This is a genomic window from Microcystis wesenbergii FACHB-1317, assembly GCF_014696875.1.
In the GTDB taxonomy this organism is placed as follows: domain Bacteria; phylum Cyanobacteriota; class Cyanobacteriia; order Cyanobacteriales; family Microcystaceae; genus Microcystis; species Microcystis wesenbergii_A.
In genome coordinates this window covers 42,314-68,554 of the sequence record NZ_JACJQV010000160.1, presented here as the reverse complement: position 1 = coordinate 68,554, position 26,241 = coordinate 42,314, and the positions used below count along the sequence as shown (strand labels likewise).

General features: G+C 42.2%; 25 protein-coding genes and 4 pseudogenes. 13 read left to right on the top strand and 16 right to left on the bottom strand.

Features of this window, described 5'->3' with window-relative positions; genetic code table 11:
• Positions 1-504: pseudogene (locus H6F92_RS14490) on the top strand (ISAs1-like element ISMae8 family transposase); the annotation flags it as partial.
• Positions 505-810: 306 nt separating this feature from the next.
• On the opposite strand, the pseudogene H6F92_RS14485 reads toward H6F92_RS14490, so the two are convergent.
• The 4 genes and pseudogenes from H6F92_RS14485 to H6F92_RS14470 form a co-directional block, all read right to left on the bottom strand.
• Positions 811-936: pseudogene (locus H6F92_RS14485) on the bottom strand (ISKra4 family transposase); the annotation flags it as partial.
• 241 nt (positions 937-1,177) lie between these two features.
• Positions 1,178-1,576: a helix-turn-helix domain-containing protein gene (locus H6F92_RS14480; protein WP_190358468.1), complete on the bottom strand. Its 399-nt coding sequence runs from the start codon at positions 1,574-1,576 to the stop codon at positions 1,178-1,180.
• Positions 1,560-1,859 carry a type II toxin-antitoxin system HigB family toxin gene (locus tag H6F92_RS14475; protein WP_002745122.1) on the bottom strand — a complete coding sequence of 100 codons (300 nt, stop codon included), beginning with the start codon at positions 1,857-1,859 and terminating at the stop codon, positions 1,560-1,562. Before H6F92_RS14475 ends, H6F92_RS14480 begins: the two co-directional genes overlap by 17 nt.
• Before the next feature lie 129 nt (positions 1,860-1,988).
• Positions 1,989-2,684, bottom strand: a complete 696-nt coding sequence (locus tag H6F92_RS14470) for a response regulator transcription factor (RefSeq protein ID WP_190358467.1) — start codon at positions 2,682-2,684, stop codon at positions 1,989-1,991.
• A gap of 275 nt (positions 2,685-2,959) precedes the next feature.
• Between H6F92_RS14470 and H6F92_RS14465 the strand changes: the two genes are divergently transcribed.
• A complete protein-coding gene (locus H6F92_RS14465) occupies positions 2,960-5,116 on the top strand; it encodes a putative PEP-binding protein (RefSeq protein WP_190358466.1) in 2,157 nt (718 codons plus the stop codon).
• A gap of 902 nt (positions 5,117-6,018) precedes the next feature.
• On the opposite strand, the gene H6F92_RS14460 is transcribed toward H6F92_RS14465, so the two are convergent.
• The 4 genes from H6F92_RS14460 to H6F92_RS14445 form a co-directional block, all read right to left on the bottom strand.
• Positions 6,019-8,769, bottom strand: a complete 2,751-nt coding sequence (locus H6F92_RS14460) for a glycerol-3-phosphate acyltransferase (RefSeq protein ID WP_190358465.1) — start codon at positions 8,767-8,769, stop codon at positions 6,019-6,021.
• A 203-nt stretch (positions 8,770-8,972) separates the two neighbouring features.
• On the bottom strand, positions 8,973-9,587 hold the full coding sequence (locus H6F92_RS14455) for a Uma2 family endonuclease (protein WP_190358464.1): 615 nt from the start codon (positions 9,585-9,587) through the stop codon (positions 8,973-8,975).
• A gap of 322 nt (positions 9,588-9,909) precedes the next feature.
• Complete coding sequence (locus tag H6F92_RS14450) at positions 9,910-10,563, bottom strand: HupE/UreJ family protein (protein ID WP_190358463.1); 654 nt, start codon at positions 10,561-10,563, stop codon at positions 9,910-9,912.
• Between the two features lie 14 nt (positions 10,564-10,577).
• Complete coding sequence (locus tag H6F92_RS14445; protein WP_190358462.1) at positions 10,578-11,504, bottom strand: class I SAM-dependent methyltransferase; 927 nt, start codon at positions 11,502-11,504, stop codon at positions 10,578-10,580.
• A gap of 202 nt (positions 11,505-11,706) precedes the next feature.
• On the opposite strand from H6F92_RS14445, the gene H6F92_RS14440 reads away from it, so the two are divergent.
• Positions 11,707-12,903, top strand: a complete 1,197-nt coding sequence (locus H6F92_RS14440; RefSeq protein WP_190358461.1) for a homocysteine biosynthesis protein — start codon at positions 11,707-11,709, stop codon at positions 12,901-12,903.
• On the opposite strand, the gene H6F92_RS14435 is transcribed toward H6F92_RS14440, so the two are convergent.
• The 3 genes from H6F92_RS14435 to lipB all read right to left on the bottom strand — a co-directional run bounded on the left by H6F92_RS14435 (position 12,892) and on the right by lipB (position 15,122).
• Positions 12,892-13,122 (bottom strand): hypothetical protein, encoded by a 231-nt coding sequence (locus H6F92_RS14435; RefSeq protein ID WP_242030142.1) that lies wholly within the window; start codon positions 13,120-13,122, stop codon positions 12,892-12,894. The genes H6F92_RS14440 and H6F92_RS14435 overlap by 12 nt on opposite strands.
• 67 nt (positions 13,123-13,189) lie before the next feature.
• Entirely contained in the window at positions 13,190-14,452 is a 1,263-nt protein-coding gene (locus tag H6F92_RS14430; RefSeq protein WP_190358459.1) for a pentapeptide repeat-containing protein, read from the bottom strand.
• Between the two features lies 1 nt (position 14,453).
• Positions 14,454-15,122: a lipoyl(octanoyl) transferase LipB gene (lipB, locus tag H6F92_RS14425; RefSeq protein WP_190358458.1), complete on the bottom strand. Its 669-nt coding sequence runs from the start codon at positions 15,120-15,122 to the stop codon at positions 14,454-14,456.
• A gap of 75 nt (positions 15,123-15,197) precedes the next feature.
• On the opposite strand from lipB, the gene H6F92_RS14420 reads away from it, so the two are divergent.
• Positions 15,198-15,647 (top strand): DUF2887 domain-containing protein, encoded by a 450-nt coding sequence (locus H6F92_RS14420; protein ID WP_190358457.1) that lies wholly within the window; start codon positions 15,198-15,200, stop codon positions 15,645-15,647.
• A 163-nt stretch (positions 15,648-15,810) separates the two neighbouring features.
• Here the strand turns inward: H6F92_RS14420 and H6F92_RS14415 are convergent, their stop codons facing one another.
• A complete protein-coding gene (locus H6F92_RS14415) occupies positions 15,811-16,044 on the bottom strand; it encodes a type II toxin-antitoxin system HicB family antitoxin (RefSeq protein ID WP_190358456.1) in 234 nt (77 codons plus the stop codon).
• Positions 16,031-16,246, bottom strand: a complete 216-nt coding sequence (locus H6F92_RS14410; protein ID WP_190358455.1) for a type II toxin-antitoxin system HicA family toxin — start codon at positions 16,244-16,246, stop codon at positions 16,031-16,033. The genes H6F92_RS14415 and H6F92_RS14410 overlap by 14 nt, the downstream gene beginning before the upstream one ends.
• A 229-nt stretch (positions 16,247-16,475) precedes the next feature.
• Between H6F92_RS14410 and H6F92_RS14405 the strand changes: the two genes are divergently transcribed.
• The 9 genes and pseudogenes from H6F92_RS14405 to H6F92_RS14365 all read left to right on the top strand — a co-directional run bounded on the left by H6F92_RS14405 (position 16,476) and on the right by H6F92_RS14365 (position 23,807).
• A complete protein-coding gene (locus H6F92_RS14405; RefSeq protein ID WP_190358454.1) occupies positions 16,476-16,706 on the top strand; it encodes a type II toxin-antitoxin system Phd/YefM family antitoxin in 231 nt (76 codons plus the stop codon).
• A 335-nt stretch (positions 16,707-17,041) separates the two neighbouring features.
• Positions 17,042-17,338, top strand: a pseudogene (locus H6F92_RS26815) (DUF6883 domain-containing protein).
• Positions 17,339-17,423: 85 nt separating this feature from the next.
• Positions 17,424-17,921 (top strand): protein kinase domain-containing protein, encoded by a 498-nt coding sequence (locus H6F92_RS14395; protein WP_190358453.1) that lies wholly within the window; start codon positions 17,424-17,426, stop codon positions 17,919-17,921.
• 36 nt (positions 17,922-17,957) lie between these two features.
• Positions 17,958-18,119, top strand: coding sequence for a hypothetical protein (locus H6F92_RS14390; protein ID WP_190358473.1), 162 nt, complete (start codon positions 17,958-17,960; stop codon positions 18,117-18,119).
• An 84-nt stretch (positions 18,120-18,203) separates the two neighbouring features.
• Positions 18,204-19,205 (top strand): annotated as a pseudogene (locus H6F92_RS26085) (IS701 family transposase); the annotation flags it as partial.
• A gap of 315 nt (positions 19,206-19,520) precedes the next feature.
• On the top strand, positions 19,521-19,982 hold the full coding sequence (locus H6F92_RS14380) for a VOC family protein (protein ID WP_190358452.1): 462 nt from the start codon (positions 19,521-19,523) through the stop codon (positions 19,980-19,982).
• Between the two features lie 108 nt (positions 19,983-20,090).
• Positions 20,091-21,869, top strand: a complete 1,779-nt coding sequence (locus H6F92_RS14375; protein ID WP_190358451.1) for a S8 family peptidase — start codon at positions 20,091-20,093, stop codon at positions 21,867-21,869.
• A gap of 250 nt (positions 21,870-22,119) precedes the next feature.
• A complete protein-coding gene (locus H6F92_RS14370) occupies positions 22,120-22,668 on the top strand; it encodes a response regulator (protein ID WP_190358450.1) in 549 nt (182 codons plus the stop codon).
• Between the two features lie 359 nt (positions 22,669-23,027).
• Positions 23,028-23,807: a DUF1350 family protein gene (locus H6F92_RS14365; protein WP_190358449.1), complete on the top strand. Its 780-nt coding sequence runs from the start codon at positions 23,028-23,030 to the stop codon at positions 23,805-23,807.
• On the opposite strand, the gene H6F92_RS14360 is transcribed toward H6F92_RS14365, so the two are convergent.
• From H6F92_RS14360 to H6F92_RS14350, 3 genes are all read right to left on the bottom strand, one after another.
• Positions 23,804-24,496 carry a Uma2 family endonuclease gene (locus tag H6F92_RS14360; RefSeq protein ID WP_190358448.1) on the bottom strand — a complete coding sequence of 231 codons (693 nt, stop codon included), beginning with the start codon at positions 24,494-24,496 and terminating at the stop codon, positions 23,804-23,806. The genes H6F92_RS14365 and H6F92_RS14360 overlap by 4 nt on opposite strands.
• A 38-nt stretch (positions 24,497-24,534) precedes the next feature.
• Positions 24,535-25,788 carry an FIST signal transduction protein gene (locus H6F92_RS14355; RefSeq protein ID WP_190358447.1) on the bottom strand — a complete coding sequence of 418 codons (1,254 nt, stop codon included), beginning with the start codon at positions 25,786-25,788 and terminating at the stop codon, positions 24,535-24,537.
• Positions 25,789-25,941: 153 nt separating this feature from the next.
• Positions 25,942-26,196, bottom strand: a complete 255-nt coding sequence (locus tag H6F92_RS14350; RefSeq protein WP_002743903.1) for a SemiSWEET transporter — start codon at positions 26,194-26,196, stop codon at positions 25,942-25,944.
• Positions 26,197-26,241: the final 45 nt, after the last annotated feature.

Genomic DNA, 26,241 nt, shown 5'->3' with positions numbered 1-26,241 from the left:
ACAGTTAAAGGAAATCAGAAAAATCTTTATCAGCGAATACAAGACCTGAGTAATTCCTCAAAGCCAGAAAGTTGTTTTCTTGAACAAGATAATAGTCATGGTCGAAAAATATCCAGAAAAATAGAAGTTTTTAAAGTGAGGAAAAATGAAAGACAAGGATTTGAAAATCTGCGAAGAGTTATTAAAGTAGAAAGAAGGGGTAGTCGCGGGGATAAAACCTATGAAGAAACAGCTTACTATATCAGTAGCCTAACTGAATCCGCTCAAGTATTTGCTAAAATTATTCGAGGACATTGGAAAATAGAAAATCAGTTACATTGGGTAAAAGATGTAATTTTTGAGGAAGATAAAAGCGAGATAAGTGATTTTCAAGCGGCCAGCAATTGGTCAATTCTCACAACTATAGGATTGAATCTTTTCAGAGGTTTGGGTTTTCTCTCAATAACAGAGGGACAGAGGTGGTTAGCTGAACGTTGGGAAAAACTGATAGTTTTATCGACGTAAGAAGCAGAAAAATTAGCTAAATTAACAGGATGTACTCTCAGAAAATTTGAAGAGAGATAGGCTTTTAGTGGCTTGGGAACAAGCTTTATCAATTTATTCATAATCAATATTGGCAGAGGATTAAAGATTAGTTATTGTCACTAACTCTTTTGATTAGAAAAAGATAAACTTGAGAATTTTCATTCAAATTTATTGACTCAAAATCCGCTGTACTTAATTTAAATGAATCAACCCTACCCCAACCCCCCCGACGTCGGGGGGGCAAGGGGGGGTAAGATACCTGCCAAGAATAAAGAAAAATGGTATTAGTCGTACCTTACCGCTATCTAGGCTCATTTCTTCCACTTCCACTTCTGGGTTAGACGGTAATTCTTCAAAATCCTAGCGATGTACGAGACGTTGTTGGGTACTGTGAGAAACAGCAATTACTGTCGTGGGAGTAGTGACAATACTATCAAAATTTGGGAGGTAGCAATGGGAACAGAATTGCGTACTCTTGCTGGTCATTTTGAGTAAAAATGTTGGTTTTGGCTCAAATTATTGAATCGAGCAGTTTTCTCCTAAGTATTAAATCGCTCAACCCAACCGACAAGCTAGTTGAGTCAAGGAAACAGTGAAGAGTTTTGGCTTGTTTTGGCAATTTTAACAGCTTAACAAAATAAAGGAGTCGCATCTACATCAACAAACTATAATCTACATGAAAGAAATGTCCTAATAATTTCGCCTGTTCTTGGGTAATTGACCCTTTTCCTTCAATTAAACTAGAGGCAATTTTGTCAGAGCCAAGGATTCTGGCTATGTCTTTCTTATTAACGCTTTGCTGTTCCATCAAAAACAATAACATAGAATGAGGCGTGGTTAATTCTTGTAGATAAAAGCTTTTTTCAAAATTCTCAATTAAAAAAATTAGAAGCTCATAAAGTTCATCTTCTTCGGGAGTTCGCTGCTGACGGTGCATTAATTCTTCCACAATAGCCAAAGCTTTTTCATTTTCTGCCTCTGTTTTAATAACTTTAGGTAAATGGCGAGCTAGTAATTCTTTGTATTTTTCTGGATTAAAAGTAAGGGTCATTTTTCCATTGCTCCTTATCGTATTCAGCGTGAGTTAAAACATACTTGATATAAATTAGCCGCTTCTGATAATCGATACTGGTTATGAGACGATAACTATTCCCTTTAATGTTAAAAACAGTAAAGTTACCAACTGCTTCTGCTTTAGGAAATACTGTTTGAACCTCAACTAAATTATACCAAATCCCTTGACTGGCAATTTTATACCAATTCTCTAAAGCTATTCGAGAATCAGCGTGTTTATTCGTAAATTCTCGTAGTCTTCGATAGCTGATGACGTGCATTTATAAAAACAAACATAAATTATCTCTGGGGGTGATTCGCTGCCAAAGTTGTTTTCCATCGGTAATTCAGTTGCTTGTCATCGTCAGTTATTGACACTCCGGCCTGCTACTTTGTCCTTAGCTGCTATATTAACTGGTTAGACCGTGTTTTAGGGCAAAACGTACCAATTCCGTGCGACTATTAGTACCAGTCTTGCTGAATAAGCGACTGACGTATTTTTCTACGTTTCTGACGCTGGTTTCTAGACGACTGGCAATTTCTTTATTCATCAATCCCTCCGCTACTAAATCTAAAACACTTTGTTCCCGGGGGGTAAGATCAACTTTAATCGGGGGGGGAGTGGTAGTAAAAGTGTTCTGTTGTCCCACCTGCTGTTTTAATTCCCGGATATCTCGGGCAATTTCTTCTAATCTAGCGTTTTCGCTGGTGGCTTGCAGGGATTGACGACGGCGCTCGATTAAAGACTTGATTAATGCTTCTAATTCTTCGGGATCGAAAGGTTTGGATAGATAAGCATCACAACCAGCATTATAACCCTGAATGCGATCGCTCGTCATCCCCCTTGCGGTGAGAAAAACCACGGGAATTGTCTGAAAACGAGCATCTTCGCGCAATTTCTTCAGAAACTGATAGCCATCCACCTGCGGCATCATAATATCAGAGATAACTAATTCCGGAATTTCTTGATTGAGTAAATCCCAGGCTTCGTTAGCATTACTAGCAGTTCTTACCTGGAAGTCATCCCCGTACTGTAGATATGCTTGCACAGATTCACGAACCCCCGGTTCGTCATCCACTAACAAAACTTTCGCAGGTGTGTCCATGAATTTCTCGCAGCGATCGAATATTGTCCGAATCCTATCTTATCAGCTATCAGGAGATAGGAGTCAGTAGTCAGGAGATAGGAGTTAGGAGATTGCTTTTATTTATTCTCCCCTCTCCATACCCCACACCCCACACCCCACACCCCACACCCCACACCCCACTTCCCAGATCATCCTCAAGATAGTGACGCTGAGTTACACTAGCAGGTAGAAGTAAAAAGCGACAAAAATCACACAATGATTTTACAATCCTTCCATCATTCTTAACAAATCCCGTGACCATTCTCTGCTGGCTCGATCGCATTAGTGCTTCTGATCGCCCCCTGGTGGGGGAAAAAGCTTTTATTGCCAGTGAATTACACCAGCGAGGATACCCAATTATCAGGGGATTTGCCATTTTTAACCGCATTTTTGCGGAATTTTTGGAAACTATCGACAATACTGACTCGTTCCTGACTGATTTTCCGCAATCTTCCCTCTATTTAGACGTAGATAACGCCAAAGCTCTGCAATTAGTCGCCAAAGAGAGTCGGCGGGCCATTTTACAAGCGCAAATTCCTCCTCTCTGGTTAGAAGAACTAACGGCGGCCGTGGCACAATTATCCATGGCTACCCTAGTATGGCGCTTTTCCTTACCTGCTCATCTGGCTCGGCGAACTCTCGGTTTATTTTCCGCCCCCATCAGTGGAATTAAAGCAGATAATCTAGAAAATGCCCTAAAACAAGCTTGGGCGGAGTTATTCAACGCCAGAAGTCTATTTTATTGGCGAAAAATGGGAATTGGTTTAGAAAACATTCAATTATCTTTACTGGTACAACCGTTATTACCAGCCAATTGTGCGGGAAATGTGCTGATTAATGAGGATAACTGGCAAATTCAGGCGGTTTGGGGATTAGGACACAGTTTAGCTAATGGAGAAGTGGCACCAGATACCTATACTATCGATCGCTCTGGTCAATTACGCAGTCGGCAATTAGGCAATAAATCCAGGGCTTATTATCTCAATAGTGACAGTAATCTGCTTGCACCACAATTATTAGCACCCAGTTTACAGGAAAGCTACTGTTTAGATAATTTCGCCCTCGATCGCCTTTGTCAACTGGTTCAATCTCTACTGGCGGAAAAACCCAGCTTAACCAGCATAGAATGGCTGATGATGCTGGATGGTCAAATTTATATTCTCAACTGTCACAGTCAGGAAATCACCCCCACTACCTCCAATTATCCCTTAAGAGGATTAGGGGCATCCCCGGGGTTAGCATCGGGAGTGGCAAAAGTGATCAGCAATTTCGACTCCCCAGAGGCAAATTTTCAGGATTGCATTTTGGTTACTACTAATTTACCTCCGAAAAAACTGCCCCATTTACGCCAAATTCGAGCAATGATCACGGAACAGGGGGGATTAACTAGCCATGGAGCCATTTTAGCCCGGGAATTAGCCATTCCTGCTATTGTCGGGGTGAAAAATGCCACAGAAATTATCCGCTCAGGCGAGATAATTTTAGTAGATGGTACGAGGGGAATTATTTCTCTAGCATCTCAGGAACAGATTTCCTTGCCCCCACCACCCCCCAGAGAAACCGACGGGACGGCAATTGCTACCCGTTTGATGGTTAATCTCAGTCAAACTGAAAGTATTGCCAGAATCCAAGATCTGCCTATTGATGGGATCGGTTTATTGCGCTCAGAATGGATGATTTTAGACTTACTTTCTCAGCGTAATCTAGAAGAATGGTTAACACCAGAGCATCAAGAAGCATTGATCGAGAGATTAAGTGATTTAATCGCACAATTTGCCCTTAGTATCCAGCCTAAGCCTTTATTTTACCGTTCTTTTGATGCTCAACATTCGGCTAAAGACAGTCGGGGAACCCATGGTTATATTTTAGATCCGACTCTATTCGATCTAGAATTGCAAGCTTTACGACGGGTACAAACCACCAGCGCCACCAATATTAATTTACTGCTTCCCTTTGTCCGCGGGGTTGAAGAATTTATTTTTTGCCGGCAACGGGTACAATCGGCTTTACTCACTCAAGTCCCTTCTTTCCAATTGGGGATAATGGTGGAAGTACCGGGGGTAATCTTTCAATTGAGGGATTATGTGCAAGCAGGGGTACAGTTAATCGCTATTGGTACTAATGATTTAACTCAATTACTTTTAGGCAGCGATCGAGAACATTTCTCAGAATATTTTAACGCCCGTCATCCCGCAGTCAGGGCAGCTTTAAAACAAATTATCACTCAAGCAAAAGTTTTACAGATTCCCTGTTCGGTTTGCGGCATGGCCATCGTCCAGTATCCTGAACTTATCGATGATCTGATTGCTTGGGGTGTGACTTCTCTTTCGGTGGATACAGAAGCAGTTTTAGCGACTAGAGAGGCAATTGTTCGCGCCGAAAGAAGGTTTTTATTGGAAAATTGCAGATAACCTCGGCAAAAGGAGCTTTAGGGGTTGGCTGTTGGGGAAGATGTTAAGTAGGGTTTGCGGCAAAAAGTTTTTCGTGGGGTTAGGAGTCAGTAGCCGGTCGTCGGGAGATAGGGATTTAGGGGTTTAGGGAAATTTCAGCCAAATGCTCCACTACCCCACTACCCCACTTCCCCACTTCCCCACTTCCCCACTTCATAATTCATACTTTGTGCTTTTTGTCAAAAAAACTTTTTTTTTGCAATAAAACTACACAAAAAAAAGATCATCGTTGTGGGTGAAATTAACTCATTTACCTGTCTTAATTGGGATTACCTTCTAGGTGTGGCAAGGGTTTCAACCTTTGCTGCTCAAAAAAGCATAGAATGCCCCATTCTGAAATTCTATCAAATCGCTGTAACCGGCATAACATCGTTGTTAAATAAAAATCTTTCTCAATTAATTCTTAAGAATTTATAAATATTGCGAAATGTTAATTTAAATATTCTCAAGTTTTTGGAGTAAATAAATAATTTTTGCTTATCTTTAACCAACATGGGGTTAGAAGTCAGGAGACAGAAGACAGGAGACAGGAGACAGGAGACAGGAGACAGGAGATTATTTTTATTTATTCTCCCCACTTCCCCACTTCCTCACTTCCCCACTCCCCCACTTCCCACTTCCCGCTCCGGCGCTCTTCTTAAACAGAATTTAGCATTAGATAAGGTTTGCTGAATAAATCTGAAAACTTTGTTCGGTAACACTTTTAGACCTTTTGTCAATCAAAAAGTACCAGATATGGGAGTGATCGGGGGGAAAATCCCTGGACTTTTTCCCTGAAAATTAGGTAATTGACCTCCTCAAAATCGGGAAAACCCTACACCCTACACCCTACACCCCACACCCCACACCCTGTCCCCTAATGCCTAGAGAATTTCAATAATTCCTTGACTGCCATCGAGACGAATTAATTGACCATCTTTTAACAATTTCATGGCATTATGCACATCCATAACCGCCGGAATTCCGTATTCTCTGGCAATAATAGCACCATGGGATAATTGTCCCCCCACCTCGGCAATAATGCCCACAGCCCGGGATAATAAAGGGGACCATCCTGAGTCAGTATAGGGAATAACGAGAATAGTATTAGGGGCAATTTCTAGATTTTGTAAGGTGTGCATAATTTTGACTCGTCCCTCCACTGTCCCCCCACTAGCGGCAATTCCCTGTAAGCGTTTTTTTGTAGTTAAATTTGAGACTAAAAATTCTCTTTTTGGGGGTTGTCCATAAACGACGTAGGGAATATCGGTTAATTGGTAGTTTTCTTGGAATTGTTGGCGACGCTGACGAATAATCTGCTTAAGATTAGCGATTTTATTATTCTGACCTAACTGGGTAACTTCTGAGTAATTTAGATAAAATATATCTCCCGTCTCCGATAATATTTGCTGCTGTAACCAGAGGGTTTCCAAAGCGAGAAAATGCCAGCGTAGGTGAGCTAAAAGACGGGAGTAAATTTCAGTTACCTGGTTTTTGATATTTAATCTTTTTTGGACATTGTGGGAAGATTTGACTTTTTTATGGCTATTATTGCCCAGAATATCTAAGGGTAGTTGTAGCAGATATGGGGGATTTTCTCGCCATCTCGGTATGGAAATATCGGTCCCCACTTCGCTTAAATAACCGTAGGTTTCTAACCAGAGGGAAAAAGCTGAGTCAAAATCTCGATCGAGCGTATTTTTTCTCAGTTCAGATAGCGATCGCATCGAGGCTATTTCTGGTGCTTGGGAGTTATCCAATCTCTCAAAAGGTACTTGCGAAATACTGCGACGCAAGGCGAAGCTAAGAGGGGCAAGAATACTATAATAGGTTGCTTTTTTTAAGACGGTTAAAATCTCCTCAATTTGCTCTAAAATCTCCCCTGAAGATAAAGCTTCTAGGGAAGTAGCGTTAATTTTTTCGAGCGTCGGGATAAAATAGGTTTTTTGATCTTGGCTAAAGTCTTTTTCTAACTGTAATTCCCGTCCTAAAAGTTTTAATAAACCGGGGGAATTAGCCAAGGTTGCCGTTAAAGGTGGTTTGGTAAACTTTGCCCCTTTGGTCAGGAATTCTAAGCTTTCTGGAGGTAATCCCATGCGACGGAAAATGGTTCCTAACAAAGAAGCATTAAAATAGGCTCTTTGATAGTGTAAAGTCGCTGTTTCATTGAAGTCCAAATCGAGGGCTTTTTTGTCTAAAACTAACCGAAAAATATCTCCCCAAACTCCACAGGTTAAGGGGCGATTAATTGACCAAGGCAAAGGACGAATCACCCCGGGGATAACTTCAGCCGCGATTTTTCTTGTCCAAATTGGCTGTAAATTAGTGATAGGACGGCACTGTAATAACCATAATTTGTGTCCGTCATGAGTCCATTCTATATCTTGAGGAATGCCATGATCAAGGTTTTCTAATTGCCGACAAAGATTAGCTACCTGTTGAATAATAGCCGGGGGAATATCTCCCACTCCGATGATGATATTTTCTTCTAAATTAACTCGATAACTTTCGGGGGTGATTCTTCCCGATACAACTCTGGTGGCATCTCCGGGTAAAGCTTCAATAACTACATCTAAACTGAGAGGATTAATCGGATCACGACTGAAGGCAACTCCTGAAAAAACTCCTCGAATTTGTTCTTGGATTAACACAGCCATGGCCGTGTTTTCTTGTCTTCGATCGAGTCGATAATTGACAGCATTAGGACTATTATAGGAGGTTTGGCAACTTAAAATCGCCGCCGCTAAATTTTCTTGATCGATGACGTTAAGAATTGTGGTATATTGTCCGGCAGATGAAGCGGTTTCACTATCTTCTCCAATAGCGGAAGAGCGGACGACTAAGGGATGATTAATATCAGGATTAAGAGATTCTATTAACGGTTGTGGATCATCCCCCGGTGGTAAAATCCAACCCCTAGGAATGGGATAACCGGCACGCTTAAGATCGGCTAAAGTGGCGGCCTTTTGTCCCACTTTGGAAGCTGCCAGATTGTCATCAAGAGTTTGGATTGATCGATCTCCACGAAAAAAACGAAACATAGTTTTTGATTCATTGTTAACACTTGCTTCAGGTAAGTCTAAATCGTCGGCGATTTTTTGAAAAATTGCCCCTAATAAACAGGCTAAAGCAATGGCAGTTATAATATAACCTGAATCGTGGGGACGGCGCAAGGTGAGAATAAAAGCTAATAAAAATAATCCTACCAATCTACCCGTAGATTTTTCTCGAAAAATAGTAAAGCTAATCCCACTGATAATTGAGGTGAGAAAAACAGCGACAAAATCGTGAACGATTAATCCCCAGAAAACATTAGTCGTTCCTGCACCTTTTCCTAACCAATAGCGCCCCATGACTAAGGCAATTAAAGCTAATAATTCCCAAGTGGAGCCGGTGGGAAAAAAGCAACGGGTTAGGAAAATAACGATAATTCCCTTGGCTGCTTCCGAAATTACCGCCAAAATTCCCACTAATTTACCCCCATGGTAAAAAGCGGCAGTTACACCGATATTACCAGTACCTAATTGGGATAATTTACGTCCAGTTACTAGATAATTTATCCAATCGATCAGAGGCAGTCCCCCGATGATGGGACAGACTAAAAAAATAAATAGGGATCCCCAAATTTCTATCATTTAAAATGCGTCTTAGTTTACGATCTTTTCTTAGTAACGACCTTGAGAACATGAACACGAAAGCGATAAAATAAATTGAGATTAATGGCTTAAAACCCAAGCATATGGAGCAAATAAAGGCAATAATTGCGGATTTTAAGCGGCAAAATCAACCCCTCAAACTGAAGAAAAAAGCGAAAAGAGTAAGGTGGACGATACACACCCTACAGACTTAAGAAAATCTGATTGACAGTGAGATTTAATTCCGTGAAAGTCTGGGAAATTAGGCGATCACTGTCTCGAAATTGCCGAATTTGATATTCTTCCTCAACTAAGCGACAAACAGAGATGGTCGGTTGTTTAGGAGTGCCGAGAAAATTACGCCCACCCAAGGCTGCATAATCGACAATCCAATATTCGGGAATACCCATTTCTTCATAATCAGCAAATTTTAAGTAGTAATCATCACGCCAGTTAGTCGATACAACTTCAATGATCAGAGGGATAGATGCACCCTCACTAATAATTGATTCTTTTTTCCATAATTTTTCCTGAGCGAGCTTGGTTCGATTTAGCACTAATACATCGGGAAAATAACCAGAGTTTTTACCAGCAGGTCTGACAATCGCTTGGTTAGGAATTGAATAAGGAAGCCCCAGTCTATCAATTATTCCACTGAGTTTAACAGTTAAAAATCCTTTGATTTCCTCGTGTTCTCCTGCGGGTTGTTCCATTTCAATAATATTTTCATTGTGTAGCTCATAACGTACTCCAGAATTTTCAGGCAGCCAAGGGACGAATTCCTCGAAATTAACAGTTTTAGGTAAGGTTTGGCTCATAGCTGGCAAAATAGCATTCTCTCTCTACTAACTTCCTTGGCTCTATTTTAGGGTTTGCGGCAAAAAGTTTTTTGTGGGGGCAGGGTATGGGGTGTGGGGAGTTTTCTGCTGTGAACAGTGAACAGTAAACAGTAGCAATGCTCACCCTACAGACTCTCTAGACAATCTGCAAACAATCTGCGATCAAACTATCGATGCTGCGCCCCTAGATTGCACCTGCTCTGATTGGTGGGGGCGTATATGTACGCCCTTTCTTCGATCGGATTTGCTGATCACCATAACCTCAAGAGAGCCATTAATAATTAGCCCCACCGAGATTAATTTACTTAATTCCCACTAAAAAAGTTGTACCGATCGCCATAATTGCCAATCCGATGAACTTACTAATTAGAGTCGCTTGCTTGGCTAATTTTTCCTTGATGACACTGCCAAGGAAAAAAGCACCAGATGCGATCGCTAATTGGATGACGGTAAAACCGATTAAATAGGCAACTAAAGCGGCAACTCGCGCCCCGATAATTGATTCTCCGTAGGCATAACCGTGGAAAATTCCCGCAATCATTGCCAAAGTTGCCAGAGCGATCGTATAGAGATTAGAATGATTTTGTAACCCTTTTTTCAGGGTTAAAATCACGCCAAAAATCACCACAGAAAGGGCAACAATCCCTTCAGGAAAAAGTAAACTTATTCCCTGTAAATGAATACCCGTACCGATTAAAGTGGCAATCGCAAAAGCGATCGGAATTAATAAACCCTGCTCCATCCCCACAGCAATTAAACCACTAGCCACCACAAAAGCTAAATGATCTAAACCGATAACCGGGTGAGCTAAACCCGATAAAAATCCATTCCAAAAATTATCGGGAGTTTGCCCTGCCATGGCATGATGGGCAAGGGTTTTGCTGGCAAAAATTAACAGAAAGAGGGGGACAATAGTTAATATCCTTGTCCAGCTTTGACGAAAAATTATCTTCATTGATTACCTCAAAATTATGATTCGGAAACCCGCGCAACAATCGCCCGGTGTCGGGGACTGGTGGGGGTGATGATCGGTGCTTGAAACCCAGCTTCAACTAATGCCTGTTCGATATCGAGAGTAAAATATTGATCGAGATAGGGTTCGGTACTCTTGAGTAAGGTGAGGACATAAGGGGGCATTTTTCGATAAATTTCCGAGCGCGGATTCATATCCATCAGCGTCAAATAACCCCCCGATCGCAATAAACGACGCGCTTCGGCGAAAATTTCTCTAGTAGCCTGTTGGGGTAGTTCGTGGAACATTAAAAACGACGATACCAGATCGTAGGACTGACTAGGTAATTGAGTTTTTTCTGCGGCTGCGTGTTGCCATTGAATCGTCTTTTGTTTTTGTTGAGCTTGGTATTGGGCAACGGCTAAATAGTAGGGAGAGAGATCTAACCCAGTTACCCGCGCTTGCGGATAAGTATCTTGCAGTGCGAAGCTACTCATGCCGACACTACAGCCTAAATCGACAATATCGTTAATTTCTGCCTTGATTTGCTCCTTTAATATCCGGTGATATTCCCGTCGCAATCGCGGGTCGCCGTCCATCCCCGCCCCGGGCCAGATGGTAGAATGGACAGCATAGGCGGCAGATTCTACCTCAAAAGCTGGCAACCAGTCTAAATTGCCCTTTTCGTAAGCGTGGAAAGAACAAACGTAGTATTCGGGATAGACGAGATCGGGATTTTCTACCGCTTGCAGTTCCTGACTCCAATCCCGTTGCTGCCATTGTTTGACGGTTTCTCGCCAAGGTACGCCTAGTTTTTCGGCTCTTTTAATCATCATATTGCGCGCCTGATAGCGAGCGATGTCAAAAAGCGGTTTTATGCCGAGAATACGGTTAACTAGACCAGAAACAGGATTAAAGGAGGCCGGAACGGGTGTAACTGTCATAGAAAAGCTTCGATCGTAAATTTTCCCTTATTTATCTTATAACAGTGATCAGTAATCAGTAATCAGTAATCAGTGAAAAGACAGCACTGTCACCGCCATTTAATACTGCTCAGTTAATACCACTCACTGAAAACTCACATCTGATAACTGTTGACTGATAACAGCAAAAAGCTCCCTAACCCCCATCCGACCAATTTTTCTTATGAGAACAATCGCTGAAATCAACGACAAGATCGCTAAAAAAACGGCTGTAGTCTGGACAGTAGAGGAATTAAAAAGCCGCGTGAGCGAGATGGGAATTAAGGAGGTTTTTTCCCAAGTAGATGTGGTTTGTACGGGAACCTTTGAACCGATGGAATCTTCGGGAGCAATTATTAATTTAGGTCAGACGGATCCGCCGATAAAAATTCGTCAATGTTGGTTAGATGGGATTCCTGCTTATGCTGGTTTTGGGGCGGTGGATTTATATTTAGGAGCCAGTGCTATTAGTGATCTAGCGGCCAAAAATGAGAATTTAGAGGGAGAAAATCCCGAAAGGGGCGGCGGACATATTATTGAGGATTTAATCGCCGGAAAATCGATTCAACTGCGTGCTGTCGGCCAGGCCACCGATTGTTATCCTCGTGCTTCTTTTGAAACGATTATTTCTAAGGAGACTATCAATCAATTTTATCTTTTTAATCCTCGCAATCTCTACCAAAATTTTATCGTCGGAGTCAATGGGGGAGAGCGGACTTTATATACTTATTTAGGACCCCTACAGCCGCGATTAGGTAATGCGGTTTATTCTAACCCCGGGGCAATTTCTCCCCTGTTAAATGACCCCGATTTAGAGGCTATAGGCATCGGTACGCGCCTTTTTTTGGGAGGAGGAATCGGTTATATTGCCTGGGAAGGAACCCAACATTTTCCCCTGCAAAAACGCCTACAAAATCGCACTCCTATTGGACCGGCTTCCACCTTAGCCTTAATTGGTGATGCTAAACAAATGAATTCTCGTTGGGTGCGAGGTTGTTATTTCAAAAATTATGGGGCTTCTTTAATGTTAGGGGTAGCAGTACCGATTCCAATTTTAAGCGAGGAAATAGTTCGACATTGTGCGGTAAAAGATGAGGAAATTGTCGCTCCAGTGGTGGATTTTTCTATTCCCCGGCGAGTCCGTCCTACCTTTGGTTTAATCACCTACGCTAAACTAAAAAGCGGTCGGATTATGATCGAGGGAAAAAGTGTTAGGGTGGCTCCTTTGGCCAGTATTTCCCTGTCCCGGGAAGCCGCTTTAGAATTAAAAGCACTGATCGAATCGGGAGAATTTACCCTCACAGAACCCGTGGCAAAAATTAATCTAGAGCGGACTTTTATCCCCCAGGATCGTTGGGGCGGAAAATTATCAATTGAGTGAGGAGTTAAGGGATTGCGTGCAGGTGGCACAACTACAATTAAGATGACGAAAAATCGGATTTTCTTCCCCAGTTGTCTTGCCGATAATCATGTCACCTAAGTTCTCGGTATTGAAACTAGGATGAAAGGACTCTGGGGCAGCTTGTACGGAGTTAGTGGTAACTGCTAGGGCTAATAAACTAGCGGAAGCAGTGGCAAGAATAACGACTTTTTGATTCATAAATTTGTGGGAATTATTGACCATGAATACCACTGATTATAACACTGCCCCCTGCCGACCGCCTCCGTTAACGACCCAAAAGATTGGCAATATCAGCACATCCCCCCGGAATAGTTGCGCGGGACTTTTCCCCACACCAACGACAACAATAGTGACGCTGTTCCTCACTCATGTTTTTCACCCCGGTAAAATTGACATTTTCTACCACTGCTCCCGTGTGTTCTCCGCTGTCATAATTGGGGGGAACGGTACGACTGCGGGGGGTAGCATTTTCTAGGGAACCATAAAATAAACGCATCCCTTTCATATCTGCCCCTCTTAAATTAGCTTCGTAGAGAATTGTCCGCGATACATTTGCTTTCACCAAATCGCTATAACTTAAATCGGCCCGCACCATATTCGCTTCGCTTAAATCCGTCCAGCGCAGATCCTGCCCAGAAATGTCGGCCCCTGCTAACATTACCCCCAATTGTACTACTCTTGTACCGAACTCTCGATCCTCCGCATAACCTCCTTCCCCGTCTAGAATCGGTCGGCCTAGATAACGATCGCGTTTAATCGGTGATAATAGCCGCGATTGACTCAAAAAACGCAGTATTTTTGCTTTTCCAGAGGCATCGACACTGCTGAGGATGGAAGCGGTGCGACCTTCTGCGATCGCTCTTTCCTGGGGCCAATCTTCTAAAAATCCCTCCTCATCCAAGGCTAGATCGGAAATGCCCTGAAAATAGGAATCGATCGTCTGTTGTTGGGTAATGCGATTTTGTTGTATGGTTAAATCCTTAGAAATAACGTACTGTTCCCAGGCCACATAGACGGCTAACACAGCGATCATAATCTGTCCCAAAGCCCCCACCCACTCGGCCCAGGAACCGAACTCATCGTATTTAAAACTGTCTAACCATCGCAATATGCGCTCGTAAACTCCTAAATATTTCCCTAATCCGGCCAGAGCAGCTATAAAAACCATAAAAGCGAAAACCGTCTGACGTTCAGAGGGAGTGAGATAATGGGCGATCCACTGGCGAATAGAGGGCAAAATCACCTGTAAAGATATCAATATCGCTACTATCGCCCCAGAAAAGCCTAACCAGTCCCAGCTAAAGACGAGGCCGATGGTCATCAGCATCAGGGGGGCCAGTAATAACCCCGCGTTACCCGGCCGAAGATCTTTTAATACTAGGATGCGCTGACGCACAGGATTACGCGAAGATAAAGAGGAGACGTATTCGGAGGCATCGGGGGCCGATAAACCGGCTTTACCGTTATTTTCGGGGTTATCAGCCCTATTTTCCGCGGTGAGTTTTTCTGGGTCTTTGCGATCGCTCATATTAATCCTTGTCAAGAGAAAATAATTCCACACCGAAAACTGAAGCGAAAACCCTCGATAAATCTTGCTGTACTTGCCTAAGACTAATATTAGGCAGAAACTGCTCTAAACTGCCCACGGGTTTATTAGTAATCCCACAGGGAATAATCTCGGCAAAACCGCTTAAATCCGGACAAACATTGAGGGCAAAACCATGATAGGTAATCCAACGACTAACTTTAATACCGATCGCCGCTATTTTATACCCTTCTACCCATACCCCCGTCAAGCCCCCGATTCTTGACCCCGACAATCCATAAATAGCGATAGTTTGCAGGATGACTTCTTCCAATTGTCGCAAATACCAGTGTAAATCCTGCCGATAATAGCGCAAATTGAGGATCGGATAGCCCACTAACTGCCCCGGACAGTGATAGGTAACTTCGCCTCCTCGCTCGATTCGGTACACTTCTTTATCGGTTTTGTCAAGATTAAATTTAATAAACTTAATATCTGAACCGGTACCGAGGGTGTAAACGGGGGGATGTTCCAGTAGGAGCAACATATCGGGTAAGTCGGGATTAGCAATTCTCGCCTCCACCAGCGATCGCTGTTGCGACCAAGCGCGAGCATAGGGAGTAATTGCCTGAATTTTTAGCCCACAGAGACGAGGTATTTTTTGTGCATTCATCGAAAGATGTGATTGGTCAAATTATTGAAGAAATGTGGAAGAGCGCCAAGGAAAATTAAAAGAAGGGAAGAATAGATGTTGGGGAGAATAATAGGCGCTAATCTCAAGTTATTCCATCTATCATCTCTTGGGATCAGTATCCTCCAGTTTATCGTCATCAGCGCCAAAAAAGCACCAAAACAAGTTCAATCCTTGATTGAGCAAACCCACCAACAGGTTATTGACCCTAATACTCAAAGAAATGTTATCGAGTTAATCGAGAATATTATTATCTACAAATTTCCGCAGAAAAGTCGCCAGGAGTTAGAAGCTATGTTTAATCTCACGGAATGGAAACAAACCAAGTTTGATCAAGAAGCTAAGGAAGAGGGAAAACTTGAAGGGAAACTTGAAGGGAAATTTGCAGGAAAATTGGAAACAATTCCCCTTCTGGTTAGGTTGGGACTTAATGAAGAACAAATTGCACGGGAATTAAATCTAAAAGTTGAGCTTGTTCATCAATTTATTACCAATCAGAACAACTAAAACTTTTGAGATATTGCTTCGGGGAGGGATTAATTTTCCCCAAAAGGGAGAATCTCTCAATCTCCCCTCGCAATGACAATCTTTCTTTCGGTATCCTGGATAGTTCTGGTAGCAATAGGTGAGAGTAGGGTAAACTTCTAAGTATTCTTCTAGTTTTGTTAATTTATTTTGGCAAAATTTCTCTCTTTTTAGTTATTTCAGGATGAGGTAAAGATTCCCCTAATTTCTGATAAAGTTGTATCAGAGATACTAGGACTTCTTCAGCATTTTTCACAGCTTCAGCATAAGTATTACCATGAGTCCGCCATTTTTGTCCTGGAAAGTCGGGTAAGCCAACTAGATAACAATTGTCTTCATCAGACCACTGAATCAGTATTCTATATTTAAGTTTTTTCATCTTCTTTTCTCCTGACCTCTTCAATGGCATTTTTGACTTCTTGTTCTTGGTAACGTTTGGCATCTGCTCCGTCTTTTCCCGATAGGGTGATTTTCCAGGCATATAGAGGGTGTAACCAGTGGTTGTGGCTGCCTTTTCCCGGAAAATCAATAAATCCAGCTTTTTTGAGCATTTGTTTTAATTCTCTGATTTTTTTGGGCATCAGTCAAGATTTGCTCGCTCAGGTAATTTGCTGGAGGGTGTGACAAGTCTTGTATAATTCTTATTATATAAGGATTTCGAGCATTGAGCGGTTACTGGAGAAGCTTCTTGAACAGGAGAGAGGGGGAGCAGGGGAGTACAGGTTGTTTCTCTTCTGGGTTCCCCTTTTCCTTGGCTCACCAGTGCTAGAAGATTTAGATTCAGGAATAGGATACCAAGGAAAAATTTTTATGAAAACTGTTGACAAGACTCAGTTCAAAGCTAATTTACTAGAATTGTTGCCAATTGTGGAGTTACAAGGAGAAGAAATTTTAGTGACAGAAGGGAGTAAACCAGTGGCGAGAATTTCTCCCTATCAAAAAAGTTATTCAACGGCGGAATTGTTGAAGAATATGCGAGGAAAAGTTCAGTATTTTGAAAATTTAACTACCCCAACAACTGAAGAATGGACGGAAGTATAAAAATTGTTCTTGATACTTGCGCTTTGCGCTAAATGGCGACTCTAAAAAAGTCTAATCTATGGTAAATTTTCTAAATCGTTTAAATCTTTAAATCTTGCACTAGCTTTTTTGTTTAGTTTTAAATGCTTTAAACTAAATTGATTTATTCAAGCGATTGTTATCGATCGGAATTTATTTTGCAGGAGACGACCCAGAGTGTTTTTCTTGATTTTAGCACAAACCTTATAGGGAAAAGCAGGGAAGCTTAACAAAAACTTAACAAAAATTCACTCAAAAATTATTGACAAGAAAAGACTGCTAACTTGGAAACTAAATATTTTGAGGATTGAGAGTAATTGTCATTAACTAATCGAGAAAATGCTTTTATTCAGCCTGAAAAACTCATTGATTATTTACTTTTGGAAAATCCCTCTGTTGGTAAATCAAAAGCTAAGTTTTTTCGTGAACTCGTTTTTAATGAAGAAAATGTAACGTTTTGAGAACAAGAATTGTCAAAAATAGTAAGAAATCAAGATGTTACTGAGGTAATTACTACAGAACATGGTACTAAATATGTAATAATAGGAACAATCAATACTCCTAAAAATAAATCAGTTACTATTCTTACAGTCTGGATTATTGGGCGAATTTAGAAGATTATCTTCAAGTTTATCCTCATACAGATTGGCATGACTTCTATGTAAATATTGCCTTACCTATTCTTGAAGGTCTGGAATTTTGTCACCGTTTCACAGAGACATTCATCCGACAAACATTCTTGTTGACAATAAAGGTAATGTCAAGCTTGCTGACTTTAACGTTTCCAGGAAAATTGACAATGACGATAATAGTAATATTACCTTGGTCTCTCTGTTGAAACCTGGGCGAGGTATTTATGTTCCTCCTGAACCGGGTAATGGGCTAAACAGCTATACTAGAGATGTGTTTGCTTTTGGCATTTTAGGGTTAGATTGTTTGAATGATGTTGAATTGTCTAATTATCAAGATGTTTTAGCTGCACTACAAAAACTTGATGCACCACTACCCATTAAAAATTTAATTGCAGCTACAATTGCCCTTGATCCCGAAAAAAGACCGGCTACAGCCACAGTTCTTTTAAAAGAATTACAAGCAATTGAAAACCTAGAACAGATTAAAAAACCCTTAGTCAAGGAATCTGAAATAAAACTCAATTCCCATCTAGTTAATGGAAACACAAATCTTAATCAAGTATGATCAAATGTTGCTGTAACAACCCCTGTTTCTGCAAACTTGATCAATGCTAGTCAAGCAAGCACTACTCCTAGTCAACGTTCAAACCTCGTTTATGTGTTAGGAACTTTAGGCTACGATTTCGGAACAGAAGTGCGTCGGGACACCTTTAAACAGTTAATGCCAACTATCACGATAGATATCGCTCTTTCAGGACTCTAGGAGAGATAGAATTAAGATATATAGCCTGAAATCGAGAGGTGGTCTATGGTTAAGCCACGCCCAGCCCAACCAACGGTTAAATTCATTGATGACTACTGCGAAAACTATAGAGATTTATTTCCAGAAGTTAGAACATTTGAATATTTTAAGTATCTACATCTGGGAATAATTTCAGATATAAAAAGGAAAACTTTACCAGCGATAGCGAAGGTAGTAGGGTTAGAAGATGCCGAGGGATTAGATCACTTTTTAACCGAGGCATCTTGGTCAGTAGAAGAATTGAGAAATAGAAGATTAAAATCAATTCTGAATTTGGTAAATGGGAAAAACATAATGGTCATTATCGACGAAACAGGGGATAAAAAGAAAGGAAAAAACACCGATTATGTGAAGAGACAATATATTGGTAATCTGGAAAAAATTGAAAATAAAATTGTAGCAGTAACGGCTTATGTATTATTGAGAGTAATGACATTTACTCTAATAGCTGAATTGTATAAACCAAGAGAGATATTAAAAGAAGGGGATGATGACAAAAGCCAGCCAAAAATAGGAGGAGAAATCATTAAAAAACTGAGAGAAATGGGCTTGAAGATTAAGCTAGTATTAGCAGATAGCGAATAGGGGGAAAGCGATGAGAATTTTGTTAGCATCTTAAATCAAGAAAAGCTAAAATTTGTACTGGCAATTCGCAGCAATCACGGAGTATGGCTACCATCGTAGCAAAGAGTAAGATCTAATAAATGGCGAGAATTTGAGAGAGTATTCTCCACAGGAAAGACGGAAAAAAGATATGTAAGGGAGATTATCTTTGGCAAAAAAAGAGAAATAAGGTATGGGCAAGTTACCGATAACAAAGAAACCTTACTAGATAACTCAACCTGGTACATTATCACAAAAGTACCAGGGATAAAGTATAAAGATGTGGGGAACTTATATGGGCTAAGAAACTGGGTAGAGTACGGGTTAAAACAGAGTAAAAATGAATTGGGTTGGGCCGACTTTCGAGTAACTGACTATAGCCGAATTGCAAGATGGTGGGAAATGGTCATGAGTGCTTACTTAATGGTAAGCCTACAGTCAGAAGTGTGGGGTGTGGGGTGTGGGGTTTTATCGATTTTCAGGACGTTCGGCGAAGCTCAGTCGAGTGGACGGTGAGCTTGTCGAACCGCCCTGGTCAATTACCTAATTTTCAGGGAAAAAGTGCCTAAAATTTCTCTGCGATTACTCCAAAGGCCAGCACTTTTTGAGGTCAAAAAGCCTAAAGATATTATCCAACAAGGTTTTTAGATTTATTCAGCCAACTCTAGGTAATTGCCAATTTTTTTCAAAAATTCCTGGAAGAATCGCCCCTCGATCGCTACAATAGAACCTAGTAGAGCGCGGATAAACTCGATCGCTATGAATCAACCTGCAATTTTTCATCTCGCTATTCCGATTACTGATGTGTCCACCGCTAAAAGCTTTTACTGTGATGGTTTAGGTTGTTTAGCAGGAAGGGAAACCGAGAAAGCGATTATCTTAAATTTCTCCGGTCATCAGGTAGTCGCTCATGTCACCGAAAGGCCTCTTACTCCCCAAAATAGTATTTATCCTCGCCATTTTGGTCTAATTCTGCCGGATGCCAGCGATTGGGACAATCTTCTCGAACAAGCGCGAGTCAATCAACTAAAATTTTATCTAGAACCAAAAACTCGCTTTACTGGGGAGATAACCGAGCATAAAACCTTTTTTCTAGAGGATCCTTTCTATAATCTCCTCGAATTTAAACATTATCGCCACTACGAAGCTATTTTTGCCAGTCGGGAATTAACAGCGATCGGCGATCGATCTGAAAATAAACAACAGGTGACTTTTTTGTAACTGGTTAGTTCTATCTTCAACTGCGACAAAAATAGGGGAACTTCGCTCAGATTTTCTCATCGAAACTAAAAAAACCTTGGCTGGCAATGATCAATTCTCAGGAAATCTATGAAAAAACTTTTATTGTTAACCCTATTCATTATCGGTCTAGGATTTGCTCTCTTTAACTTTACTGGATTAGCAAATCGGGGCGAATATCAATCAATTTTAATCGACTTTAAGGACGATATACCCGTCAGCGTCCTCGATGAGCAGTTAAATACTGTCAACAAAAAAGCGGGAAAAACCACCAGTTTAAATAGTATTTTTTCCATCGATGAACATCTTTACACCGTCGATGGAGATAGCAAACTCCTGAAAACTCTCCGCAATTCCGACCTAAAAAAATACACTGAATCGATCGAACCCGATTATATTTATCATGCTTTCATCGCCCCCAATGACCCCGACTATAGCAAACAGTGGAACCTGCGAGGAATTAACATCGAACGCGCTTGGGAAGAAAATCACGGTGAAGGGATCACCGTCGCTGTTATTGATACAGGTGTATCACAAGTTCCCGATCTGCGAGAAACCGAGTTTGTGGAAGGCTACGACTTCGTCAACGATCGCAGCAATGCCGAGGACGATAACGGTCACGGAACCCATGTAGCGGGAACAATTGCCCAATCGACCAATAATAACTACGGGGTGGCCGGCATCGCCTACAAAGCCAAAATTATGCCCCTCAAGGTACTTTCCGGGACGGGTGGGGGAACCGTGGCAGATATCGCCGAAGCGATCCGTTTTGCCGTCGATAATAAAGCCGATGTCATCAATATGAGTTTAGGGGGTGGAGGCGAAACCCAAGTAATGAAAGACGCGATCGAATATGCCTATAGTAAAGGTGTGGTAATCGTCGCCGCCGCCGGTAATGCCGATGATAATTCCGCCGCCTATCCTGCCCGTTTTCCCCACGTTATCGGCGTTTCTGCGGTAGATGCCTCCGGAAATAAAGCCCCCTATTCTAATTTCGGGGCCGGAATCGATATTGCTGCCCCCGGCGGCTCCGATACGGGTAAAATTATCCAAGAAACCATCGATCCCGCTAAGGGGGGGGAACCGGCGTTCCTCGGTTTTCAGGGAACCAGCATGGCGGCCCCTCACGTTGCTGGGGTGGTAGCTTTAATCAAGGCTGCGGGAATTAAAGAACCCAATGCAGTTTTAGAGGTTTTGCAACAGTCGGCCCGTAAGATCAATGATGATCCCTTTAATCATTTTGGCGCCGGACAATTAGACGCGGGCAATGCCCTACAATTGGCCCTAAAAGGACAGATTACTTTCCGGGATTTTTGGCGTTGGTTGCGCGATAACGGTTATCTCAATCCCCGTTTCTGGATTGATGGCGGTGCGGTGGCGGTTTTACCCAAAATGGCTATGGTTTTGGGTTCTTATCTCCTCGCTTGGTGGCTGAGAAATTATTTTCCCTTCTCCTGGAACGGATTTTTGAATGCTGGTCTAATTTTTGGCAGTTCTGGCTTATTTTTCCTCAGAGGTCTTTATATCTTCGATTTACCCCAATGGCCTTTCCGAGTGATGGGGAGTTCTCTTTCCGACCTAGGAGGCGTTATTCAGGGAAGTTCTGCCCTTAATCCGCTTTTTGCCAGTGTTATCCTGCCCTTTGTCCTGATTGCTCTGCTTTTGGGCCATCCCCAAGCCAAATGGTTAGCGGTGGGGGTAACTTTAGCCATGGCGGTGACTTTAGGTATCAGTGCTGTTATCCATCCTACTCTGATCTGGTTAGGTTCTGGTACGAGCGCTCAGGCATTTTTGGGCGTAAATGCGCTTTTATGTCTCGGTTTAGGTTATTTAGCCCTAAAAAGTGCTACTTCCTCCCGATACGCTTAAACAGGGGTTACAATGGGACAACAAAGGTGATTTACCGATAAAAACCTCTTTGGTCTTGGTATCTCCCTTTTGTTTGGCATTGAGTTCTCCTACAACAGCAGCCTCGGACATTAACCGAGGTTTTTTCTTTATAGTGTATGTTAGTTTCTAAGGGTTTTTTGGGAATGCTGAATCTGTTTCTCGAAAGTTTCCCTCAATACCCCCTCGAATCATCGAGCTTATCTATTGTCTCTTTTCTAAGGTGTCTATCGTGTCAAATCATAAAATTCTCGTTATCGATGACAGTAAAGCGATCAGGATGCACATTCGCGATATGTTACCAGAGGGTAACTTTGAATTCCTCGAAGCTAAAGACGGATTAGAGGGCTATCATCTCATCCGGGCTGAAAACCCGAATTTGATTATTTTGGACTTCCTTCTCCCGAAAATGAGCGGTTGGGAGGTGTTTCAGCAAATCGAAAGCGAAGATAATCTCAAAAGTATTCCCCTCGTGTTAATGTCGGGACGGAAAGAGGAGGTAGTAGAGAAAATCCCCGAACCTTTCCAGCATTTTGCCTTTATTGAGAAGCCTTTTGACCAAAAACAATTGGTACAAGCAATTAAAGAAGCGATGGCCAAGGCCAAACAGTATTCTCCTAAACCAACAGTTTCTAGCCCGAAACTAGAGGAACTCACTGGGGATTATACCACCGATATTCAGACTCTCCATGCCCAAATTTCCCAAATGCAAACAGAAATGGCAAGTATGAAGAGACAAATGGCTCAATTAGTGGCTTTTATTAAGAAAAAACTGGCCTAGAACTATTTATCCCGATCTTTTATAACTTGGGCAAGCAGTTATCGTTATCCGGCGGTGCCAATTTCTGGCTAATCTCCTGTCCCTTTTAAACAGGATTTAGTTGAAGTGGTATTTATGGCTCTTCTAGAGTAGTTATGATATATTAGCAGAAAATAATCCACGCAAGCCTTGCCAAAAGGCTAACCAGAATTCAAAAAAGCAATTTTAATAAAAAAAAGCTTTTTGCTTTGTTGGATTCCAGGCTATTTAAGGGGTTAGGCTGATTTCAACTACTAATTGGCTATCACCAGTCTAGGAGAGCCGTATTTATTTGGTGAGTGACGGCGAACCCTAAGTTATTAATTAACTGATAACTAATTATGAATTGGCAAGAAATAGCAGGTAATTGGGTTTTTCTCCCCCGTCGTCCCCGGGGTATCATTCACTTTTTAGGTGGGGCATTTGTGGCGGCAGCCCCGAATATTACCTATCGTTGGTTATTAGAAAGCCTTGGTAATTCAGGATACGCTATTGTTGCTACTCCCTTTGTTAATACCCTCGATCATAAATCGATCGCCCGCACAGTTTTAAACCGTTTTGATAATATTATTGAACGTCTGCGCTGGAATCATAGTCTGCCCCAAGGTTATCTCCCCATCTACGGATTGGGTCACAGTATGGGGTGTAAACTACATTTATTAATCGGTAGTCTCTACGAAGTCGAACGGGAGGGAAATATCCTAATTTCCTTTAATAATTATCCCATTCGTCGAGCTATTCCCTTTATCGAACCTTTGCAAATTGACACCACTTTTAACCTCGAATTTACCCCTTCTCCCGAAGAAACGAACGAGTTAATTTTCCAAGATTATGCCATTCGTCGCAATCTTTTAATCCGTTTTCAAGACGACACGATCGATCAATCTCTGGTATTAAATCCCCTGCTAAAAAAACGCTTTAATGATTTAATTACCCTGCGAACTCTCCCGGGCAATCATCTCACTCCCTTGAGTCAAGATGTCAGTTGGCAAACCGGAGAAGTATTTACTCCCCTTGATGCGATCGGCCAATGGTTAAAACAGGGACTTGCCCGGGATAATTCCCGTCTCAAAGATGAGATTCTCCAGTGGTTAAATCCCGTCCTTCCCGCCCCTCGTTAGCTTTCCTCTAGATTAATCCCCATTGCCCGTAATTGCGCCTCTATGCGGGCTAATTTTGCCTCAGCTAATTCGGCCCGTTGGCGTTCCTGTTGGGCTTGCTGTTCGGCTAATTCCGCTTTTTGCTTGATTTCTAGGGTGGTCAAAAACCGCGAGCCATCGGGATAAAAAATAGCTAACTGGGGACTCTCCAGTTGAAAACGAATCTGTAGCCGCGGACTCTGCCAATTATCGATCGCGGCAATCATCTCCAATTGATCACCCCTGCGCCACCAACCCTGTAGATAATTAGCATCGGGATCATAGAGATAATATTCTTCTACGCCAAAACGCTGATAAAATTGCCATTTTCGGCGCATTTCCGCTTTAGTGTTGCCCGGAGAGAGAATTTCAAAGACCACCTGCGGCGCAATCTGGTTTTCTAACCATTGCTTATAGGAACCTCGATCGCCCTTGGGTCTGCCAAACACCACCATAGCATCCGGCGCTTGACAGGTTTTATTATCCCCCTCGACCGGATACCACAACAGATCGCCGGCGATAAACACATGGTCATTCTCTGCGAATAAACATTCGAGATTTTCCTTGATCGTCACGATCCAGCGAAACTGTTTGGTATTATCGGCCATCGGTTTACCGTCACTATCGGGATAGATAATCTCCGACTCAGAGAAAGATTGGGCTTTTACCATTGTTCTACTCCCTAGCGTACTAACTATTTAGTATAACCTTAAATTCCCTGACGAAAGAGGGCAAAAGCCGAGGTATAACCGTGTAGAAAAGTGCGACCGGCCACCGGCCCGATTTCTCCATTGCAAAAGAAACCAGCGAGGGGAACATTGGCGAAATAACGCTGAAAAAGACCCGAATCAAAGTCCGGTTTTTCGTAGAGATTTTCCCCGCGACCGAGACAGGAAAAGACTAAAGCCCCTAGTACCTCTGAACTATTAGGTTTTCCTTGGGGAAAAGCTTGCAAAAGTAATTCTAAATCTAGGGCGGAAGTCTCGGCATCGCGCAGGTGAAATTGTACCCGTTGCCCCGGACGAACTCGATCGCCGATTGCGATCGCACCTTGACGAGGATCTACTCCCAAAACACTGCGAATTAAGAAATCCCCGGCCCGCAACTGCATTTTGAACTCATCCCTAGCAATACCGATAAAAAGGGAGTTTTGCACTAATTCTCGGTCTTTTTCCCTTAAGGAGGGGATTAAATCCCGCAGTAGGTTTAAAGGTGGTTGGGGAGTCCCATCAGGCCCTTTACCGGTCATGGAGATGATAATATTGCGTTCTCCCTCACTCACCTGATAAATCGGTCCGATGGGACGACAACCCTGGGCGACGATAGTTTCGACGATAATATTGCCAGAAAGGGCGATTCCTACGGTTCCCTGACGATAGAGATAGCTATTACGGGGTTTTTGTTGATCGTGGTAGAATAGACCCCCAGAACGTTCGATCATGCCACCACTGACTAAACCGCCGATTTTGGCCGAACCGGGGTAGGCAAAATCCAAACCCTCTAACAGATCATTGATGCGACTGGAAAAAGGATCGGCTAAAAGGATAAATTGGGGATTTTTGGCCGCTTCTACCCCTAATAATTCTGTCCAACTAGAGGGGGAACTGTCGAGATCGGGCATTTCCGCCGCTTCGATATAGAAGGGCTGCACTTCCACATTAGGCAAATGGGCGACGGTGAGACTTAAAGCCGGACTCGCTTCGATTTCTCGCGCTTTTTCCCTGTCACCCATGCCGACAATCCCCGCCCCACCGCAGCCGATCAGGACAGGAACCGGGAGTTTATCCAAGATTAAGGGAACTAAACGGGGATAGTCGCTGGCATAGGCAGAAGAAATAAAAATTATGGCTAGATCTGCCGATCCGACTAACTTATCTTGCACTTTTTCCACTACCTCCGTCACCGCCGCTTCTAGGGAGGGACGGGTTGATAGGGCATTAATCCACTCGATGCGATCGCTCATGTTTCTTGACCCCAAATTTGGTCTAAATGGTCAAAAATGATCATCTTAACAATAAATTAACCTAAAAATCCTATCCTCGCCCCTAGATGTGGGGATAAATTGTAGAATTGTCATGACGTGAGCAAATACAGCCGCAAGGGATTGCCAGTCATTTTAATCGTATTTAATCTTAAAATAGAGAATTGTCCCCGCTAAGATAAAAGTAACAAAATTAGCGACAATAATCGGTTTGCTGCTCATATAAATACCGTAGATGAGCCAGAGAAAAACCCCCAGACAAAAGCAAATAAACATAGTGAGGGACAAGTCCTTAGCCGAACGATAACGCCAAGTTTTAATCACTTGGGGTAAAAACGAGACAGTAGTTAATATTCCCGCCACGATCCCGATTAGTTCAATAATATTCACCGCTTATCCTCTTAGCTTAGTTTCTTTCATTTTAAACTGTTGACT